The following is an 18,085-nucleotide window of genomic DNA, read 5'->3' as shown; positions in this document are numbered from 1 at the left end:
GTCCGGGCGCGTCCGGGCGTGGGGCGCCCGGGTGCCAGGTCGCGGGGTCGTGCTCGCCGCCTCCTGCGATGCGTGTCCGGGGCGGGCCCGGTGCTCGCCGTCTCGTGGGGTGCCGGTGTCCGGGCGGGGTCGTGCTCGCCGCCTCGTCCAATGCGTGCCGGGTGCCGGGTGCCCGGGTGTCGGGTCGCGGGGTCGTGCTCACAGCCTCCAGCGATGCGTGCCCGGGGACGAGGGTCCTGCTCACCGCCCCCTGCGATGCATCCCCGGCGCAGTCGAATCCGGCGGGGCCGAATCCGGCGCGGTCGGAACCGGTGCAGTCGAATCCGGGGCGGGGCCCGGCGGGGCCGAATCCGGCGGGGCGGGGTCCGGGGCCGAATCCGGCGGGGCCGGGTCCGGGGGCGGGGGCCGGTCAGGGCGGGCGCCGGTAGGGGTGGACACGGTGGGGAGGGAGCGGTGAACGTGGGGGGATGAGTGATCAGAGTCTGCGGGGCGGGGCCGGCGCGGCGGGGACGGGGGACTCCGCGGTGCCCGAGGGCGAGGCGGGACGGATCGCGGCGTTCCGCGAGCGGCACGGGCTGCCCGGACTCGTCGACGTGCACACGCATTTCATGCCGGAGCGCGTGCTGCGCAAGGTGTGGGCCTACTTCGACTCGGCCGGGCCGCTGACCGGCTCCCCGTGGCCGATCACGTACCGCGAGGAAGAGGAGCGACGGCTCGCGCTGCTGCGGGAGTTCGGGGTGCGGGCCTTCACGTCGATGCTGTACCCGCACAAGGCGGGCATGGCGGAGTGGCTCAACGGCTGGGCGGCCGACTTCGCCGCGCGGACACCGGACTGTCTGCACACGGCCACGTTCTTTCCCGAGCCCGGCGTCGAGGCGTACGTGCGACGGGCGGTCGCGGACGGGGCGCGGGTCTTCAAGGCGCATGTCCAGGTCGGCGCGTACGACCCGGCCGATCCGCTGCTCGACCCGGTGTGGGGGCTGCTCGCCGAGGCCGGGGTGCCGGTCGTGACGCACTGCGGTTCGGGTCCGGCGCCCGGCAAGCACACCGGGCCCGAGCCGATGGCCCGGGTCCTCGCCCGGCATCCGCGGCTGCCGCTGGTCGTCGCGCATCTGGGGATGCCGGAGTACACGGAGTTCCTGGACCTGGCCGAGCAATATCCGCGGGTGCTGCTGGACACGACGATGGCGTTCACGGACTTCAGCGAGAGGAGCGCGCCGTTCCCGGCCCACGAGCTGCCCCGTCTCGCGGACCTCGGGGACCGGGTGCTGCTCGGCAGCGACTTCCCGAACATCCCGTACCCGTACGCGCACCAGGTGGAGGCGATCGAGCGGCTGGGGCTCGGCAGCGCCTGGGTGCGGGCCGTCTGCCATGACAACGCGGCGGAGCTCTTCCGGCTGCCGTAGAGGGGTAGAGGGGCGGGCGCTCTTCAAGTGCGGTGGGCATGAGGGGAGTTGGTCCGGGGTAGGCAGTTCGCCGACGCTTGGTCCAGACCAATCCCCCCGGAGGTCCCCGTGCCGGTCGCACCCCCACGCGGCGCCCTGTACGTCGCACTCGCCACCCTGCTCGCTCTCCTCGCCGCCGCGTTCACGCCGGCGACCGCCCGGGCCGGTACGGGCCCGGACCGGCATCGATTCGTCGTCAGCGAGGCCCAGTTCGAGCGGATGTTCCCGGACAGGGACGCGTTCTTCACGTACGACGGGCTGGTGAAGGCCACCGAGGCGTACCCGCGGTTCGCGCACACCGGCGGGGCCGCCCTGCGCAAGCGGGAGGCCGCCGCCTTCCTCGCCAACGTCAGCCACGAGACGGGCGGCCTGTACTACGTCGTCGCGCAGAACAAGGAGACGTACCCGGTCTTCTGCGACGAGACCCAGCCCTACGGGTGCCCCGCCGGGCACGACGCCTACTACGGGCGCGGCGCGATCATGCTCAGCTGGAACTTCAACTACAAGGCGGCCGGGGACGCCCTCGGCCTCGACCTGCTGAACAACCCCTGGCTCGTCGAGCAGGATCCGGCCGTGGCCTGGAAGACGGCGCTCTGGTACTGGAACACACAGACCGGCCCCGGCACCCTGGCCGGCCACGACGCGATGGTGAGCGGTGCCGGTTTCGGCGAGACGATCCGCAGCCTCAACGGCACGGCGGAGTGCGACGGCGGGAACACCGCGCAGATGCGGCACCGCGTCGACCTGTACGTGTCCTTCAGCCGGGTGCTGCACGTCCGCCCGGGCCACGGCCTCACCTGCTAGATGCATGGAACAGAGGCGCCAGGTACCTCCCAGGCCCTCCCCGGCCCCGCCTGTGCGGCACCTGTGGATTTCTCAGGGTTTTCACAGGTGCGGGAAAGGAGCCTCTCAGAGGGCGGTCGCAGGGTGGTGGCATGACCGCGACCACGCCCCAGGGGCGTACCGAACTGCTGAGGCCGGACGGTAGCCCCGTCCGGGTGCTCGTCGTGGACGACGAGCAGTCCATCACCGAGCTGCTGTCCATGGCCCTGCGCTACGAGGGCTGGCAGATCCGCGCCGCGGGCGACGGGGCCGGAGCCGTGCAGAGCGCACGCGAGTTCCGGCCCGACGCCGTGGTGCTCGACATGATGCTGCCGGACATGGACGGCCTGAGCGTCCTCGGCCGGCTCCGCCGCGAGCTGCCGGACGTGCCGGTCCTCTTCCTGACGGCGAAGGACGCGGTCGAGGACCGGATCGCCGGGCTCACGGCGGGCGGCGACGACTACGTCACCAAGCCGTTCAGCCTGGAGGAGGTCGTCGCGCGGCTGCGCGGGCTGATCCGCAGGACCGGCGCCGCCGACCGGCGCAGCGAGTCCGTGCTCGTCGTCGGCGATCTGACGCTCGACGAGGACAGCCACGAGGTCGAGCGCGGCGGCACCGGCATCCATCTGACCGCCACCGAGTTCGAGCTGCTGCGCTTCCTGATGCGCAACCCGCGCCGGGTCCTCAGCAAGGCGCAGATCCTGGACCGCGTGTGGAGCTACGACTTCGGCGGCCAGGCCAACGTCGTCGAGCTGTACATCTCGTACCTGCGGCGCAAGATCGACGCCGGGCGCGAGCCGATGATCCACACCCGGCGCGGCGCCGGGTACCTCATCAAGCCCGCCGTGGCCCCGGTGCCGTGAAGCGGGCCCGCACGCTGCGGACCCGGCTCGTCGTCACCGCCGTCGGACTGATCGCGCTGGTCGGCGTCGTCATCGGCACGGTGACGACGCTCGCCCTGCACACCTACCTGTACCGGCAGTTGGACGGCAAGGTCGACCAGGTCGTGCACATGGCGGGCGGCGACGGTCCCGGCGGCCGCAAGCCCGGGGCGGACACCCGGGCGGCCGACCTGTCGTTCCTGGCGCTGCCGGGGCCCGGCGGCGGCGAGACCGTGGGGGCGCTGGTCGGCACCGACGGCTCCCTCGCCGAGGCCGAGAAGTCGAACCCCGACCCGACCGCGGCCGCCCGGACCACGTCCCTCACCGCCGGTCAGGCCGACGCCCTCGCCTCCGTCCCCCGCGACGGCCGCGCCCACAGCGTCACCCTGCCCGGACTCGGCGACTACCGCGTCCAGTCGAACGAGGGCGGCAGCCTGCTCGTCGGCCTCCCGTCCACGGACGTCGACGCCACCCTGAACCGGCTCATCCTCATAGAGGTGTGCGTGACCGGCGCAGGCCTGCTCGCCGCCGGGATCACCGGCGCCGTCATGGTCGGCGTCGCCCTGCGCCCGCTGCGCCGCGTCGCCGCGACCGCGACCCGCGTCGCCGAACTGCCCCTGCACTCGGGCGAGGTCACCCTCTACGAGCGCGTCCCCGACGCCCAGGCCGATCCGGCGACGGAGGTCGGCCAGGTCGGCGCCGCGCTCAACCGCATGCTCGACCACGTGCACGGTGCGCTCGAGGCGCGCCAGCAGAGCGAGACGCGGGTCCGGCAGTTCGTCGCGGACGCCAGCCACGAGCTGCGCACCCCGCTGGCCTCGATCCGCGGTTACGCGGAGCTGACCCGCCGCGGCCGCGAGCCCACCGGCCCCGACACCCGGCACGCCCTCGGCCGCATCGAGTCCGAGGCGGACCGCATGACGGGCCTGGTCGAGGATCTGCTGCTGCTGGCCCGGCTGGATGCCGGACGGCCCCTGTCGTACGCACCGACGGACCTGTCGCCGCTGGTCGTGGACGCGGTCGGCGACGCCCGTGCGGCCGGGCAGGGGCACGCGTGGCGGCTGGAGCTGCCCGACGAACCGGCCGGCGTGCTCGCCGACCCGGCCCGGCTGCACCAGGTCCTGGTGAACCTGCTGGCCAACGCCCGGACACACACCCCGCCCGGCACGACGGTCACCGCCCGCGTGCACCGGCACGGGCCCTGGGTCTGCCTCGACGTGCGCGACGACGGACCCGGCATCCCGGCGGAGCTGCTGCCGCGCGTCTTCGAGCGGTTCGCGCGCGGCGACTCCTCGCGCTCCCGCAAGGCGGGCTCCACGGGCCTCGGGCTCGCCATCGTGCAGGCCGTCACGGCGGCCCACGGCGGCGCCGTGACCGTCGAGTCGGTGCCGGGACGCACCGTGTTCACCGTGCACCTTCCCGCGCACCAGGAGCCCGTCGCGTACGGCCCGGTGGCGGCGCGACCGCACTCACAGGCGGGCCAAAGGCTCACCACACAGACCTGACAGGGCTCTTGGCGAATGTCGGTGTCATGCGAACCGACTCTGCTGCGGGCACCGCCCCCGTCGCCCCCGGGTTCGGGTCGCTGCCGGCACGGGAGCACCTCCCCGTCGGCAGTGGCGCCGAGCCGGTCCTGGACGTCGTCGTCCCCGTCTACAACGAGGAGAAGGACCTCGACGCGTGCGTGCGCAGACTCCACGCCCACCTGCACCGCACCTTCCCGTACCGCTTCCGGATCACCGTCGCGGACAACGCCTCCACCGACACGACACCGCACGTGGCGCACCGGCTGACCGGCGAACTGGCCGGCGTCGCGTACGTACGGCTCGAACAGAAGGGGCGCGGGCGCGCCCTGCGGACCGTATGGTCGGCGTCCGACGCGCCCGTCCTCGCCTACATGGATGTGGACCTGTCCACCGACCTGAACGCGCTGCTGCCGCTGGTCGCGCCGCTGATCTCCGGACACTCGGACCTCGCGATCGGCTCCCGGCTCTCGCGCACGTCGCGTGTCGTGCGCGGCCCGAAGCGCGAGTTCATCTCCCGCGCCTACAACCTCGTCCTGCGCGGCTCGCTCCAGGCCCGCTTCTCCGACGCCCAGTGCGGCTTCAAGGCGATCCGGCGCGATGTCGCGCAGGTGCTGCTGCCGCTGGTCGAGGACACCGGCTGGTTCTTCGACACCGAGATGCTGGTGCTGGCCGAGCGGGCCGGACTGCGGATCCACGAGGTGCCCGTCGACTGGGTCGACGACCCCGACTCGACCGTCCACATCGTGCAGACGGCGACCGACGACCTCAAGGGCGTGTGGCGGGTCGGCCGGGCGCTGGCCACCGGCTCCCTCCCGCTCGACCGGCTCGCGCGCCCCTTCGGCGACGACCCGCGCGACCGTGGACTGCCGGGCGTGCCCAGGGGCCTGGCCCGTCAGCTGGTCGGCTTCTGTGTCGTCGGCGGCCTGTCGACGCTGCTCTACCTGCTGCTGTACTCCGGCTTCCGCTCCTTCTCCGGGCCCCAACTCGCCAACGCGCTCGCGCTGTTCGTGTCGGCCCTCGCCAACACCGCCGCGAACCGGAGGCTCACCTTCGGTGTGCGGGGCCGGGCGGGCGCGGTGCGTCACCAGGCCCAGGGCATCGTCGTCTTCGGCATCGGATGGGCGCTGACCAGCGGGTCGCTGATGGCGCTCGACGCGGCGGCCGACGGCGGCGCGGCCCACTCCACGGAGCTGGCCGTGCTCATCGCCGCGAACCTGGCGGCCACCGTGCTGCGCTTCCTGCTCTTCCGCGCCTGGGTCTTCCCTGACCGGGGCGACCGCCCCGGGGCCACGGCGGCCCCGCACGACACCGGGACCCGCCGATGACCACGACCCCTCACCTCCAGCCCGTGACCGGCCCGGCCCGGACCGCGCCGCGCGCCGGCGGCCACGGCAGGCCCCGTGCCGGACGGCTCGCCCGGCTGTGGCGCGGCCGGCCGGACGACGCGCGCTGGGTGCGCCCCGCGTTCCTCGCCCTCCTCCTCGTCATCGCCCTGGCCTACCTCTGGAACCTCTCCGCCTCCGGGTACGCCAACTCCTTCTACTCGGCCGCCGCCCAGGCGGGCAGCGAGAGCTGGAAGGCCTTCTTCTTCGGCTCGTCCGACGCGGCGAACGCGATCACCGTGGACAAGCCGCCGGCCGCGCTGTGGCCGATGGGCCTCTCGGTGCGGATCTTCGGCCTCGGCTCCTGGGCGATCCTGGTGCCCGAGGTGCTGATGGGCGTGGCCACGGCGGCGGTCCTGTACGCGACGGTCCGGCGCCGGTTCAGCGCCGCGGCGGGTCTGATCGCGATGGCGGTGTTCGCCACGACGCCGGTCGCCGCGCTGATGTTCCGGTTCAACAACCCGGACGCGCTGCTGGCCCTCCTCATGACCGTCACCGTCTCCTGCGTGCTGCGCGCCCTGGAGCGCGGCCGCACGGCGTGGCTGGTCGGCGCGGGGGCCGCGGTCGGGCTCGCGTTCCTCGCCAAGACGCTCCAGGCCTTCCTGATCCTGCCGCCGCTGGCCGTCCTCTACGCGGTGTGCGCCCCGGTGCGGCTGCGCCGCCGCTTCGGCCAGCTGGCCCTGTCGGCGCTCGCGACGGTCGTCGCGGGCGGCTGGTGGGTGGCGGTCGTCGAGCTGTGGCCGGCGTCCTCCCGCCCGTACATCGGCGGTTCCCAGAACAACTCGTTCCTGGAGCTGACCTTCGGCTACAACGGGCTCGGCCGGATCAACGGCGACGAGACCGGCTCCGTGGGCGGCGGTGGCGGCGGCGCGGGCGGCGGCACCGGTCAGTGGGGCGAGACCGGCCTCGGCCGGATGTTCGACTCCGAGATCGGCGGCCAGATCGCGTGGCTGATCCCCGCCGCGCTCGTGCTCCTCGCCGCGGCCCTCGTCCTGACCCGCAGGGCCGCCCGGACGGACACCGCGCGCGCCGCGTTCCTCGCCTGGGGCGGTTCCCTGCTGATGACGGGCCTCGTCTTCAGCTTCATGGCCGGGATCTTCCACCAGTACTACACGGTGGCGCTGGCCCCCTACATCGCCGCGGTGATCGGCATGGGCGCGACCGTGCTGTGGGAGGAACGGGCGCGCGCCGCCTGGTCCGTCGTCCTCGGCGCGGCCGTCGCGGTCACCGGGATCTGGGCGTACGTCCTCCTGGGCCGCACGCCCGCCTACCTGCCCTGGCTGCGCTGGGCGGTGCTGCTCGGCGCCCTCGCGGCGGGCCTCGGACTCGCGCTCGCCGGCCGGCTCGGGCGCCGGTTCGTGCTCGGTGCGGCGGGGCTCGGCCTGGCCGCGTCGCTGGCCGCGCCCACCGCGTACACCCTCAGCACGCTGAACACCGGGCACACCGGCTCGATCGTCACGGCGGGGCCGTCCGGCGCGAGCACGAGGGGCGGCGGTGGCGGCCCGGGCGGGCCCGGCGGCGGCATGCAGCCTCCCGGCGGCCGACAGCAGGGCACCGGCTTCCCCGGCGGCGGCATGCCCGGCCAGAACCAGAAGGGCCAGAGCCAGAAGGGCCAGACCCCGAACGGCCAGACCCAGAAGGGCCCGGGGCAGATGCGGGGCGGATTCCCGGGCATGGGCTCCGGCGAGCGGGGCGGCGGCGCGGGCGGCGGCATGGGCGGCCTGCTCAACGGCGCGACGGTCGGCGCCAAGGCCGAGAAGCTGCTGCGGACCGACGCCGACGCCTACACCTGGGCCGCCGCGACCGTCGGTTCCCAGAACCAGGCGAGCTACCAACTCGCCACGGGCGCCCCGGTGATGGCGATCGGCGGCTTCAACGGCACCGACCCGTCACCGACGCTCGCCCGGTTCAAGCAGTACGTGGCCGAGGGAGCGATCCACTACTTCATCGGTGGCGGCACGGGTGGTGGCATGGGCGGCGGCACGGGCGGCTCGGACACGGGCACGGCCTCCGCGATCACGTCCTGGGTCGAGAAGAACTACGAGAAGGTGACGGTCGGCAGCGCCACCTTCTACGACCTGACCCGCCCGACGTCCTGACCCGGCCGACGTCCTGACCGGCCGACGCCCTGACCCGGGACGCCGCCGTCTGCCGTCCTACCGCCCCAGCCGGACGTCCGCGACGACCGGCCGGTGGTCGGAGGCGGCGGCCTCCGCCGGGATCGTCACGTCCCGCACCGCGACCCCGGCGCCGACGGCCACGTAGTCGATCCGGTTCACCGGGACACCGGCCGGGTACGTCCCGCCGCTCGCCGGCCCCGCGTCGTGCAGGTCCTGCCAGAGCGGGGCCAGTTCGGGTGCGCTCGGCGGCGCGTTGAAGTCGCCGAGCAGCACCTGGCGGGTGCCGGTCCCGGCGCCGCGCTCCGCGGCCATGATCCGGCGGGTGTCGGCCACCTGGGCGGTCCGCACGGAGGGGTCGCCCCGGTAGTCGAGATGGGCGACGAAGACCTGCACCGGGACGCCCCGCACCTTCAGGGTGACCTCTCCGAAGCCGGGCGCCGGAGCCGGCACGGGATCCGGGTCCTGGGTGGAGAGCCGGGTGATGTCGTGGTTGACCGCGGAGCGGATCCGGTACCGGGACAGGACCGCGACGCCGAACTCGCGGCGCGGCTGCCCGGCCGCGGCCGGGTCGAGGCTGTAGATCGGGGCGAACGACACGTGCATCCCGAGCCGGCCGGCCAGCTCCCGTGCGACGTCCCGGCCCTGGCTCCGGTCGCCCCAGTGGACGTCGACCTCCTGGAGGCCGATGACGTCGGCGTCGAGCGCCCGGAGCGCGGCGGCCTGCCGGTCGAGGTCGAAGACGTTGTCCTCGCCGGCCCCCGCGTGGATGTTGTACGTCGCGATGCGCAGCGGGACCGAGGGGTGGGACCGGGGCGCGGCGGCGGCCGGCGCGGCGGTGGCGATCAGGCTCAACAGAGCGGCGGACAGGGCCATTTGGGGGAACGCGCGAGCGCGGATCGGCATGCCGGCACGGTACGCCGAAAACCGTCTTGTACAGCGTATGAGTTATCCCTTACGGTGTATGGCGCGACGCCTTCCTGTACGCCGTACAGGAGGTGCCGTACAGGAGGTGCCGTGCCGGGAGTGCCGTGCCAGGAGTGCCGACCGGCACACGGCCCCCGCACCGGTGCACACCGGTCCCACGCCGTACGAGCGAGCGAGAGAGCAGGAGACTGCATGACGTCGACCACCGCCGAGCAGCACGACAGCCCGGAGCAGCCCGGCGCCACGCCGGGCGGTCCGGCCGGCGGCGGCCACCCCCAGCGCTGGATCATCCTCGCCGTCATCTGCCTCGCCCAGCTCACCGTGCTGCTCGACAACACCGTCCTCAACGTCGCGATCCCCTCCCTCACCCGGGAGCTGCACGCGTCGACCTCCGACATCCAGTGGGTGATCAGCGCCTACTCGCTCGTCCAGTCCGGCCTGCTGCTCACCGCGGGCTCCAGCGCCGACCGCTACGGCCGCAAGAAGATGCTCGCGGCCGGACTCGCGCTGTTCGGCGTCGGCTCGCTGGTCGCCGGACTGGCCGGATCCACCGGCCAGTTGATCGCCGCGCGGGCCGGCATGGGCGTCGGCGGCGCGCTGCTGATGACCACCACGCTGGCCGTCGTCGTGCAGATCTTCGACGACGCCGAGCGGGTCAGGGCGATCGGCCTGTGGGCGACCGTGAACTCGCTGGGCTTCGCCGTCGGCCCGCTGCTCGGCGGCTTCATGCTCGACCACTTCTGGTGGGGCGCGATCTTCCTCGTCAACATCCCGGTCGCGGTGATCGGCCTGGTCGCCGTCGTCGCCCTCGTGCCCGAGTCGAAGAACCCCCGCGGCGAGCGGCCCGACCTGCTCGGCGCACTGCTCTCGACGATCGGCATGACGGGCGTCGTCTACGCGATCATCTCCGGCCCGGACAAGGGCTGGACGTCCTCGCACACCCTGGCCCCCGCGGCGATCGGCCTCGTCGTCATGACCGCGTTCGTGCTGTGGGAACTGCGCATCCCCCACCCGATGCTGGACATGCACTTCTTCCGCAACCAGCAGTTCACGGGCGCGGTGGCCGGGGCGATCCTCGTCGCGTTCGGCATGGGCGGCTCGCTCTTCCTGCTGACCCAGCACCTGCAGTTCGTGCTCGGGTACGAGCCGCTGGAGGCCGGGCTGCGCACCGCGCCGATGGCCCTGACGGTGGTCGCGCTCAACCTGACGGGCCTCGGCGCCCGGCTGGTGCCGAAGCTCGGCACACCGCTCACGATCGCCGTCGGCATGACCTGCCTGGCGGGCGGCCTCGCGGCGATCGCGCTGCTCGGCGGCGACGGCTACGCGGGCATGCTGGCGGGCCTGGTCGTGATGGGCGCGGGCATCGCGCTCGCCATGCCGGCCATGGCCAACGCCATCATGAGCGCGATCCCGCCGGAGAAGGCGGGCGTCGGCGCGGGTGTCAACGGCACGCTGGCCGAGTTCGGCAACGGACTGGGCGTCGCGGTCCTCGGCGCGGTGCTCAACGCCCGCTTCACGGCGCTCGTCCCGGTCGCCGCGGCCTCGCTGCCCGCGGCGCTCGCCGCGGCGGACTCGGCCGGTGAGAAGGCCCGGATCGCGGACGCGTTCTCGTCGGGCCTGGAGACCAGCCAGCTGGTCGGCGCCGTCGCGGTGCTCGTCGGCGGTCTGCTGGCCGCGGCGCTGCTGCGGCGGGCGGAACGGGCGGACTCCGCCGCGGCGCCTTCCGCATAGCATCGGTGGACGGCGGTTGCGGACCCACCCGTTCCGCGCGTCCGCCCCGAACGACGACTCCTGGGAAGGTGCCCGATGGCGAAGGCAGCGCGGATGAGTGTCTGGCTGGAGGGGGCCTCCGCCAAGGCGCCGCGCGGCCGGCGCAGCGAGCAGCCCAGCGGCCTGGACCGGGAGCGGATCACCGCGGCCACGGTGCGACTGCTCGACGCCGAGGGCCTCGCGCGGTTCTCCATGCGCCGCCTGGCGGGCGAGCTCGGGGTCACCGCGATGTCCGTGTACTGGTACGTCGACACCAAGGACGACCTGCTCGAACTCGCCCTCGACCAGGCCTTCGGCGAGCTGGAGCCCGGCCGGACCGGCTCCGCGGACGCGGACTGGCGGGAGCGGCTGCGCGAACTGGCCGGTTCCTACAGGGCGTTGCTCGTCCGGCACCCGTGGGTCTCACCGCTGATCGGCAACTACCTGAACGTGGGCCCGCGTTCGCTCGAGTTCTCGGCCGCCGTGCAGCAGGTCGTCGCGGACACCGGCCTCGACGCGCACGCCCAGCGCGGGGCCCTCGCCGCCGTCTTCCAGTTCGTGTACGGGTACGGGACGGTCGAGGGCCACTTCCGGCAGCGCTGCGCCGATGTCGGGATGACGCAGGACGCGTACTTCCTTCAGGCGATGTCCGAGTTCCGCTCGCCGCCCGAGATGGCGCAGACCTTCGAGCACACCGAGTCGCTCGTGGCCGAGGTCGAGGCGGGCTTCTCCGTGGAGGAGTTCCGCGACCGCGACTTCCAGGTCGCGCTCGACCTGCAGATCGCCGGGATCGAGGCCCTGGTGGCGCGCGCCGGGCAGTAGGGACAGGCCCGGGGCGCCCGGCCCTGCTCCCCTACGGCGCGAGCCGGGCCGGGAAGCCGCCGGTGGCCACCGGGCCCCAGCGCTCCGGCGTGATCCGGATGATCGACTTGCCCTGCTTCACCATGGCGGCCCGGTACTCGTCCCAGTCCGGGTGCTCGCCGGAGATGTTCCGGAAGTACTCGACGAGCGGCTCGACCGATTCGGGGCTGTCCAGGACCTCGGCCGCGCCGTCGATCTGCACCCACGGACCGTTCCACTCGTCGCTCAGGACGACGATGCTGACCCGCGGTCGGCGCCGGGCGTTCCGTGTCTTGGCCCGCTCGGGGTAGGTGGAGACGACGATCCGCCCGTCGTCGTCGACCCCGCAGGTCAGCGGTGAGGCCTGCGGGGTGCCGTCGGCGCGGGCGGTGATCAGCAGGGCGCGGTGGCGTGGCCGCACGAAGTCGAGCAACTCGCCGAGCGGCACGCGGGTGTTGGTCGCGATGTTCGATGCCATGCGCCCCACCGTACGGCCTGGACCGTGCTCAAGCCTGGGGCAGCGTGTCGCCCTGGACGGCCTGGATGTCGAGTTCGACCTTCAGGGTGGCGCCGATCGCGGCGATGCCGGCCTGCACGACCTGGTTGTAGTTCATCGCGAAGTCCTCGCGCTTCAGCTCGGCCGTCGCCTTGAACGCGGCGCGCGTGCCGCCCCACGGGTCGGCGCCGGTGCCCAGGTAGCTCAGGTCCAGGTCGACCTGGCGGGCGACGCCGTGCATGGTCAGCTCGCCGTGCACGGTCCAGCGGTCGGTGCCGGCCGGGACCAGGGCGGTGCTCCGGTAGGTGATCTCCGGGTACGTGTCGACGTCCAGGAAGTCCGGGGACTTCAGGTGGCCGTCGCGCATCCCGTTGCCGGTGTCGATGGACGCGGCCCTGATGACGGCCTCGACCCGCGACTTCTCGATGTCCTGCGCGATGTCGACCCGGGCGCTGAAGTCGGTGAACCGCCCGTGCACCGACGTGATCCCGAGGTGCTGCGCCGTCGCCGCGACGGTGGAGTGCGCCGGGTCGACGGTCCACGGCCCGGGCGGCGGCAGCTCGGCGCCGCCCTGCCGGGCCAGCACCACGGTGCCCACCTCGGCCCGTCCGGTCGCCGTCACCAGCGCCGTGGAGGCCGCCGGGGAGTACCCGACGGCGGTGACGATCACGGTGTAGGGGCCCGGGGTCAGGGGGCTCGCGTCGTGCACCGCGCCCTCGTCGTCGGCCTCGGCCCGCAGCACCTGCGCACCGGTCATGTCGGTCACCGTGACGACGGCGTGCGGCAGAGCCCACCCGTCCCGCGTACGGATCCGCGCACTCAGTCCCATCAGTCACATCTCCTTGCTCAAGTACTCGCGTACGTGCGGGGGCCGGTCTTCCCCCGCACGTGAACGGGCCCCGGACCGTGACGTCTGCGGCCGTCCCCTGCCGCTGACGACGCCACCGGGTCCGGGGCCCCTTTCCCACATCCGGGCCGGTGCGGCGTGCGTCTCCGCTCGAAGCGCGCGCCGCCCTTCAGGTGGCCCGGAGTCCTGTCACTCGCCGGGGTGGGCGAGCTCGATGTCGTGGCTGTCGACGCCACTGCCCTGCACCGTGAGGTGCGTGGCCACCGGCGGGTATCCGGTCGCGATGACCGTGTACTCGCCGCTGTCCAGGTCGGTGAAGGCGTACGCGCCGTCCTCACCGGTGGTGGAGGTGGCGACCACGTTGCCCGCGGCGTCGATCAGCGTGACCCGGGCGTCGTCGAGCCCGCGGCCCCCGGCGCGCACGGTGCCCTGCACCTGCGAGCCCGAGTTCAGCTCGATCTCGACCCGGGTGACGCCCGTGCCGCCGACCTCGACGGGCAGCGCCAGCGGGCGGTGGCCCGCCGCGTTCACCGCGATGGTCACCGGGCCGGGCACCAGCTCGGCGAAGGCGAACTCGCCCTCGGCGCCGGAGAGCCCGGTGGCGAGCACGTCGCCGCGCACGTCGGTGACGATGACCATGGCACCGGAGACCGGGTCCTTGGTCTCGGCGGCCCGGACCACACCGCTCAGGCCGCTGGTGCCGCTGAGCAGGATGTCGTACGTGACCGGCTCCTCGCCGACGACCACCGTGGAGGCCTGCGGCTGGTAGCCGTCGGCCGAGGCGATCAGGACGTAGCTGCCGGCGCCGGGGGCGTCGACCGCGTAGGAGCCGTCGCCCTGGGCGACCGCGCGGCCCAGCTGACGCCCGCCGAGCGAGATCAGCGTGACGGCGGCGCGGGCCACCGGGGCGGATTCGGCGCCGCGCACGAAGCCGTGCACCGGGGTGCCGCCGCCCGTGGGGCCGGCCTGCGCCGTGGCGGAGTCACCGGCGACGGTGGCCACGGCCGCGAGCTGCTGTGTGCGGGTGTCGGCGACGGGCTCGGACGCCGCGGCGACCAGGCTCGGCACCTTCTCCGGCTCGGGCGCCGGGGTGGCGGTGATGCCGGCCGGGGCGGCGGGGGCCGCGGCCTCGGTCTCCTTGGCCTGGTCCAGGCCGCCGGACGTACGCAGCGGAACCTCCTTGATGAACAGCATGGCGAGCAGGGCGACCAGCGCGATCGGCGCGGCGATCAGGAAGACGTCGGCGATGCCGTGCCCGTAGGAGCTCTCCATGATCGTGCGCAGCGGCGCGGGCAGCTTGTCGAGGTCCGGGATGGCGCCGCCACCCGTTCCGCCGTGGCCGAGGGCCGCACCCTGGGGGCCGAGGTCGGCGAGGCCGTCCTTGACGTAGTGCGTGATGCGGGTGGACATGATCGAGCCGAGCGCCGAGACACCCATCGCACCACCGAGGGAGCGGAAGAAGGTGACCGTGGAGCTGGCGGAGCCGATGTCCTGCGGGGCGACCTGGTTCTGGGTGCAGAGCACGAGGTTCTGCATCGTCATGCCGACGCCGAGACCCATCAGGGCCATGAAGATCGCGACGTGCCAGTACGGGGTGTCGTAGCGGATCGTGCCGAGCAGGCCGAGGCCCGCCGTGATGAGGACGCCGCCGGAGACCAGCCACGCCTTCCACTTGCCGGTCTTGGTGATGATCTGGCCCGCGACGGTCGACGAGATGAACAGGCCGCCGATCATCGGGATCGTCATGACGCCGGACATCGTCGGCGACTTGCCGCGCGCCAGCTGGAAGTACTGCGAGAAGAACACGGTGCCGGCGAACATCGCGACACCCACGAAGAGCGAGGCGATCGAGGCGAGCGTGATGGTGCGGTTGCGGAAGAGCCGCAGCGGGATGATCGGCTCGGCGGCCTTGGACTCCACGAGGATGAAGATCAGGGCGAGCACGAGCGCGCCGCCCACCATCGCGCCGGTCTGCCACGACAGCCAGTCGTACTTGTCGTCGGCGAAGGTGACCCACAGGAGGAGGGTGCAGACCGCGGCGGTGATGAAGAAGGCACCGGCCCAGTCGACCTTGACGTTGTCCCGCCGGACGGTGGGGAGCTTCAGCGTCTTCTGGAGCACGATCAGCGCGATGATCGCGAAGGGCACGCCGACGTAGAAGCACCAGCGCCAGCCGAGCCACGAGGTGTCGGTGATGACGCCGCCGAGCAGCGGGCCGCCGACGGTGGCGACGGCGAAGGTCGCGCCGAGGTAGCCGGAGTAGCGGCCCCGCTCGCGCGGGGAGATCATCGCGGCCATCACGATCTGGGCGAGGGCGGACAGACCGCCGACGCCGATGCCCTGGACCACGCGGCAGGTGATCAGCATGCCGGGGTTCTGCGAGAGACCCGCGACGACCGAGCCGCCGACGTAGACGATCAGGGCTATCTGGACGAGCGCCTTCTTGCTGAAGATGTCGGCGAGCTTGCCCCACAGGGGCGTGGTCGCGGTCATCGCGAGCAGCGAGGCGGTGACGACCCAGGTGTAGGCGGACTGGCCGCCTCCCAGGTCGCCGACGATCTCGGGCAGTGCGTTGGTGACGATCGTCGACGACAGGATCGCGACGAACATGCCGAGCAGCAGCCCGGAGAGTGCCTCCATGATCTGCCGGTGCGTCATCGGAGCGCCGTCGGCGGCCGCTCCTCCGTGCTTGGCGGCATGGCTGCCCCGCACACCGGACGGTGTGGATGTTGCCATGGGATTCCTTTTCTTACGTCTTACGCGGGTGTACGGGTGGTGGGCTGGGCGGGCACCGTCTCGGTGACCGGTACCTGGGCTCGTGCGGAGCCCGGGGTCCGGCAGTCACCGAAGCTGTCGCGCAGCCGGGTCATGAGGGTGATCAGCTGGTCGACCTCGTCGTCGGACCAGTCGCTCAGCCGGTCGGCGAGCAGCTGGGTGGTGAGCTCGTTGAGCACGTCCAGCTGCTTCGAGCCCATGTCGGTGAGGCTGAGGATGCGTGAGCGCTTGTCGGCGGGGTCCGCGTTCCGTTCGATCCAGCCGCGGTCGGCGGCGTGGGCCACGTGCCGGCTGGCGACCGACACGTCCACGGCCAGCAGCTCGGCCATGCGGCTCATCCGCATGGAGCCGTAGCGCGCGAGCAGGGTGAGGACGGCCGCGGTCCCTCCGGGACAGTCGTGCGGCAGGATCCGCGCCATGTCCCTCTTGACGGCTCCGAAGGCGCTGAGCTGTCGCGTGAGTTCGTCGTAACGACGCTGTGCGGCCACAGCTCCTCCTGACCGGAACCTTATTTGTTGCTTAGGGCAACCATAGAAGCAGTTGGTTGCCGCAGGCAAACTAAAAGGGACGTCCGCGCCTAAAATTGCGGCAAAGGGCGGGTGTGAAGCGGTAAAGCTGCAGCTCAAGTGGTCTTTGTGCGGGCTGTGGCGTCTGTGCCGCCGATTCGCTAGGGTCCTGCCCCATGGCACACAACCCCCAGGGCCCGGGCCCCGAAGGCAACTACGACCCCGCGGGCAGCACCCAGATGTTCCGGGCGTTCGTCGACGAGCAGCCCCAGGGCGGCGCCGGCCGGCAGCCGGCGGCCCCGGCGAAGTCCGGCCCCGGCGCAGGTCTGATCATCGGCATCGTGGTCGCGGTCGTCGTGATCGCGGCGGTGGCCTGGCTGGCGCTCGGCTAGGGCTTCCGGCGGATCAGGCCGGGCTCGCCCCGGGTCTGCTCACTCCTTCACCTTCAACGTGACGTCGCGCGTCTCCAGGTGCATGCCCAACGGCACGCGCCAGGAGTCGACGCAGAGCGTCCACGTCTTCTCCTTCTTCTCCCCGGCGCCGATCGGCACGGGGAGTTTCTCCTCGGTCGTGACCGTCGCCCAGTCGATGCCGAGTCCGCCGATGACGTGCGTCCCGAAGGTCACCGTGCCCGAACGGACCGCGCTGCCCCCCGAGTTGCGCAGGGTCAGCGTGACGTCCTGACACCAGCGCTTGTCGGTGTCCGCCAGCTTCGGGTCGCCGCTGAGCTTCAGGACCGCGGGGCCGGGGTCGCTCGGGTCCTCCGGGTCCTCCGGGTCCTCCGGGTCCGCGGGGGACGAGCCCCCCGACGGGGAGCCGGCGCCGTCCTGGCCCCCGCCGCCCCCGCTGGAGGGGGTGCCGGTGCCCGTGCCCGTCCCCGTACCGCCCGAGCCGCCGGCGGAGCCGCTGCCCGGGGAGGTGCCCGGGTCCCTGGCCGCTCCGGAGCCGGACGCCGACGGGTCGCCGGACGCGCCCGGGCCCGGTGCGCCGTGCGTGCCCCGTGGGTCCTTCGAGGTGTCGTCGCCCGCGTCCCGGCCGTCGCCGTGCGACGCCCGGCCGTCCAGCGGGACGAGCTCGACGCTGCCGGTGGGGGCCGTGCCGTGGCCCGGCCCGCCGGAGGGGCCGCCCGCCGGGCCGACCGCCACGTAACCGGTGTCCGCGCCGTCGCCGCCGAGCGTGAACGCGGCAGCCGACCCCAGACAGACGGCGGCGACGGTGGCGGCTGCCACCGTCGCCCCTCTACGACCTCGCACCCGTGCGCGCATCATCGCGCCAGTGTGTCTGACGGGTCGTCAAATCGGAACCCCGCGGGACGGTCCGCCGGGTCAGTCCGCGATCAGCCCCTCCCTGAGCTGGGACAGCGTCCGGGTCAGCAGCCGGGAGACGTGCATCTGCGAGATGCCGACCTCCTCGCCGATCTGGGACTGCGTCATGTTCGCGAAGAAGCGCAGCATGATGATCCGGCGCTCCCGCGGCGGCAGCTTGGCCAGCAGCGGCTTGAGCGACTCCCGGTACTCGACGCCCTCCAGGGCCGTGTCCTCGTACCCGAGGCGGTCCGCGAGCGAGCCCTCGCCGCCGTCGTCCTCCGGCGCGGGCGAGTCGAGCGAGGACGCGGTGTACGCGTTCCCCACCGCCAGGCCGTCGACGACGTCCTCCTCGGAGACGCCGAGCACGGCGGCGAGCTCCGGGACGGTCGGCGAGCGGTCCAGCTTCTGGGAGAGCTCGTCGCTCGCCTTGGTGAGCGCGAGCCGCAGCTCCTGGAGCCGGCGCGG

At 73.2% G+C, this 18,085-nt stretch carries 16 protein-coding genes; 9 read left to right on the top strand and 7 right to left on the bottom strand.

Annotation, left to right across the window (positions count from 1 at the left end; translation table 11 throughout):
- The first annotated feature begins 467 nt into the window (after positions 1-467).
- From GTW43_RS07780 to GTW43_RS07755, 6 genes are all read left to right on the top strand, one after another.
- Positions 468-1,406, top strand: a complete 939-nt coding sequence (locus tag GTW43_RS07780; RefSeq protein ID WP_161300892.1) for an amidohydrolase family protein — start codon at positions 468-470, stop codon at positions 1,404-1,406.
- 108 nt (positions 1,407-1,514) lie between these two features.
- The gene (locus tag GTW43_RS07775) at positions 1,515-2,249 is read left to right on the top strand and encodes a chitinase (protein WP_343245933.1); all 735 of its coding nucleotides are present in this window, start codon (positions 1,515-1,517) and stop codon (positions 2,247-2,249) included.
- A 131-nt stretch (positions 2,250-2,380) separates the two neighbouring features.
- Positions 2,381-3,130, top strand: a complete 750-nt coding sequence (locus tag GTW43_RS07770) for a response regulator transcription factor (protein ID WP_161300891.1) — start codon at positions 2,381-2,383, stop codon at positions 3,128-3,130.
- The gene (locus GTW43_RS07765; RefSeq protein WP_161300890.1) at positions 3,127-4,653 is read left to right on the top strand and encodes a HAMP domain-containing sensor histidine kinase; all 1,527 of its coding nucleotides are present in this window, start codon (positions 3,127-3,129) and stop codon (positions 4,651-4,653) included. Before GTW43_RS07770 ends, GTW43_RS07765 begins: the two co-directional genes overlap by 4 nt.
- Positions 4,654-4,679: 26 nt before the next feature.
- Positions 4,680-5,999, top strand: a complete 1,320-nt coding sequence (locus GTW43_RS07760; protein ID WP_161300889.1) for a bifunctional glycosyltransferase family 2/GtrA family protein — start codon at positions 4,680-4,682, stop codon at positions 5,997-5,999.
- A complete protein-coding gene (locus GTW43_RS07755; RefSeq protein ID WP_161300888.1) occupies positions 5,996-8,155 on the top strand; it encodes a glycosyltransferase family 39 protein in 2,160 nt (719 codons plus the stop codon). The genes GTW43_RS07760 and GTW43_RS07755 overlap by 4 nt, the downstream gene beginning before the upstream one ends.
- 57 nt (positions 8,156-8,212) lie before the next feature.
- Here GTW43_RS07755 and GTW43_RS07750 read toward each other — a convergent pair whose 3' ends face one another.
- Positions 8,213-9,079 (bottom strand): endonuclease/exonuclease/phosphatase family protein, encoded by an 867-nt coding sequence (locus tag GTW43_RS07750; protein ID WP_161300887.1) that lies wholly within the window; start codon positions 9,077-9,079, stop codon positions 8,213-8,215.
- Positions 9,080-9,292: 213 nt separating this feature from the next.
- On the opposite strand from GTW43_RS07750, the gene GTW43_RS07745 reads away from it, so the two are divergent.
- Positions 9,293-10,831 carry an MFS transporter gene (locus GTW43_RS07745; RefSeq protein WP_161300886.1) on the top strand — a complete coding sequence of 513 codons (1,539 nt, stop codon included), beginning with the start codon at positions 9,293-9,295 and terminating at the stop codon, positions 10,829-10,831.
- Positions 10,832-10,906: 75 nt separating this feature from the next.
- Positions 10,907-11,671, top strand: a complete 765-nt coding sequence (locus tag GTW43_RS07740; RefSeq protein ID WP_161300885.1) for a TetR/AcrR family transcriptional regulator — start codon at positions 10,907-10,909, stop codon at positions 11,669-11,671.
- 31 nt (positions 11,672-11,702) lie between these two features.
- Here GTW43_RS07740 and GTW43_RS07735 read toward each other — a convergent pair whose 3' ends face one another.
- The 4 genes from GTW43_RS07735 to GTW43_RS07720 all read right to left on the bottom strand — a co-directional run bounded on the left by GTW43_RS07735 (position 11,703) and on the right by GTW43_RS07720 (position 16,295).
- Positions 11,703-12,167, bottom strand: a complete 465-nt coding sequence (locus tag GTW43_RS07735; protein WP_161300884.1) for a PPOX class F420-dependent oxidoreductase — start codon at positions 12,165-12,167, stop codon at positions 11,703-11,705.
- A gap of 28 nt (positions 12,168-12,195) precedes the next feature.
- Positions 12,196-13,014, bottom strand: a complete 819-nt coding sequence (locus GTW43_RS07730) for a YceI family protein (protein WP_161300883.1) — start codon at positions 13,012-13,014, stop codon at positions 12,196-12,198.
- A 207-nt stretch (positions 13,015-13,221) separates the two neighbouring features.
- Positions 13,222-15,768 carry an MFS transporter gene (locus GTW43_RS07725; RefSeq protein ID WP_161300882.1) on the bottom strand — a complete coding sequence of 849 codons (2,547 nt, stop codon included), beginning with the start codon at positions 15,766-15,768 and terminating at the stop codon, positions 13,222-13,224.
- A 20-nt stretch (positions 15,769-15,788) separates the two neighbouring features.
- The gene (locus tag GTW43_RS07720) at positions 15,789-16,295 is read right to left on the bottom strand and encodes a MarR family transcriptional regulator (protein ID WP_161300881.1); all 507 of its coding nucleotides are present in this window, start codon (positions 16,293-16,295) and stop codon (positions 15,789-15,791) included.
- Positions 16,296-16,489: 194 nt separating this feature from the next.
- Here GTW43_RS07720 and GTW43_RS07715 point away from each other — a divergent pair, with 194 nt between their 5' ends.
- A complete protein-coding gene (locus tag GTW43_RS07715) occupies positions 16,490-16,705 on the top strand; it encodes a hypothetical protein (RefSeq protein ID WP_161300880.1) in 216 nt (71 codons plus the stop codon).
- Between the two features lie 39 nt (positions 16,706-16,744).
- Here the strand turns inward: GTW43_RS07715 and GTW43_RS07710 are convergent, their stop codons facing one another.
- Together GTW43_RS07710 and GTW43_RS07705 are read right to left on the bottom strand one after the other, a co-directional pair.
- Positions 16,745-17,542: a hypothetical protein gene (locus tag GTW43_RS07710; protein WP_343245932.1), complete on the bottom strand. Its 798-nt coding sequence runs from the start codon at positions 17,540-17,542 to the stop codon at positions 16,745-16,747.
- A 96-nt stretch (positions 17,543-17,638) separates the two neighbouring features.
- Positions 17,639-18,085, bottom strand: a 447-nt coding sequence (locus GTW43_RS07705; protein ID WP_161300879.1) for a sigma-70 family RNA polymerase sigma factor, incomplete at its 5' end; no start/stop codon positions are given.

Origin of the sequence: Streptomyces sp. SID5785 (assembly GCF_009870065.1) — a bacterium.
GTDB lineage: Bacteria > Actinomycetota > Actinomycetes > Streptomycetales > Streptomycetaceae > Streptomyces.
Note: the sequence above shows the minus strand (reverse complement) of the source record. Positions and strands in the feature narration are given on the sequence as shown.

Bases quoted from the DNA above. Each gene is read 5' to 3' on its own strand.
- GTW43_RS07780 (WP_161300892.1), top strand. From the start codon at position 468: ATGAGTGATCAGAGTCTGCGGGGCGGGGCCGGCGCGGCGGGGACGGGG.
- GTW43_RS07770 (WP_161300891.1), top strand. From the start codon at position 2,381: ATGACCGCGACCACGCCCCAGGGGCGTACCGAACTGCTGAGGCCGGAC.
- GTW43_RS07760 (WP_161300889.1), top strand. From the start codon at position 4,680: ATGCGAACCGACTCTGCTGCGGGCACCGCCCCCGTCGCCCCCGGGTTC.
- GTW43_RS07755 (WP_161300888.1), top strand. From the start codon at position 5,996: ATGACCACGACCCCTCACCTCCAGCCCGTGACCGGCCCGGCCCGGACC.
- GTW43_RS07750 (WP_161300887.1), bottom strand. From the start codon at position 9,079: ATGCCGATCCGCGCTCGCGCGTTCCCCCAAATGGCCCTGTCCGCCGCT.
- GTW43_RS07745 (WP_161300886.1), top strand. From the start codon at position 9,293: ATGACGTCGACCACCGCCGAGCAGCACGACAGCCCGGAGCAGCCCGGC.
- GTW43_RS07740 (WP_161300885.1), top strand. From the start codon at position 10,907: ATGGCGAAGGCAGCGCGGATGAGTGTCTGGCTGGAGGGGGCCTCCGCC.
- GTW43_RS07735 (WP_161300884.1), bottom strand. From the start codon at position 12,167: ATGGCATCGAACATCGCGACCAACACCCGCGTGCCGCTCGGCGAGTTG.
- GTW43_RS07730 (WP_161300883.1), bottom strand. From the start codon at position 13,014: ATGGGACTGAGTGCGCGGATCCGTACGCGGGACGGGTGGGCTCTGCCG.
- GTW43_RS07725 (WP_161300882.1), bottom strand. From the start codon at position 15,768: ATGGCAACATCCACACCGTCCGGTGTGCGGGGCAGCCATGCCGCCAAG.
- GTW43_RS07715 (WP_161300880.1), top strand. From the start codon at position 16,490: ATGGCACACAACCCCCAGGGCCCGGGCCCCGAAGGCAACTACGACCCC.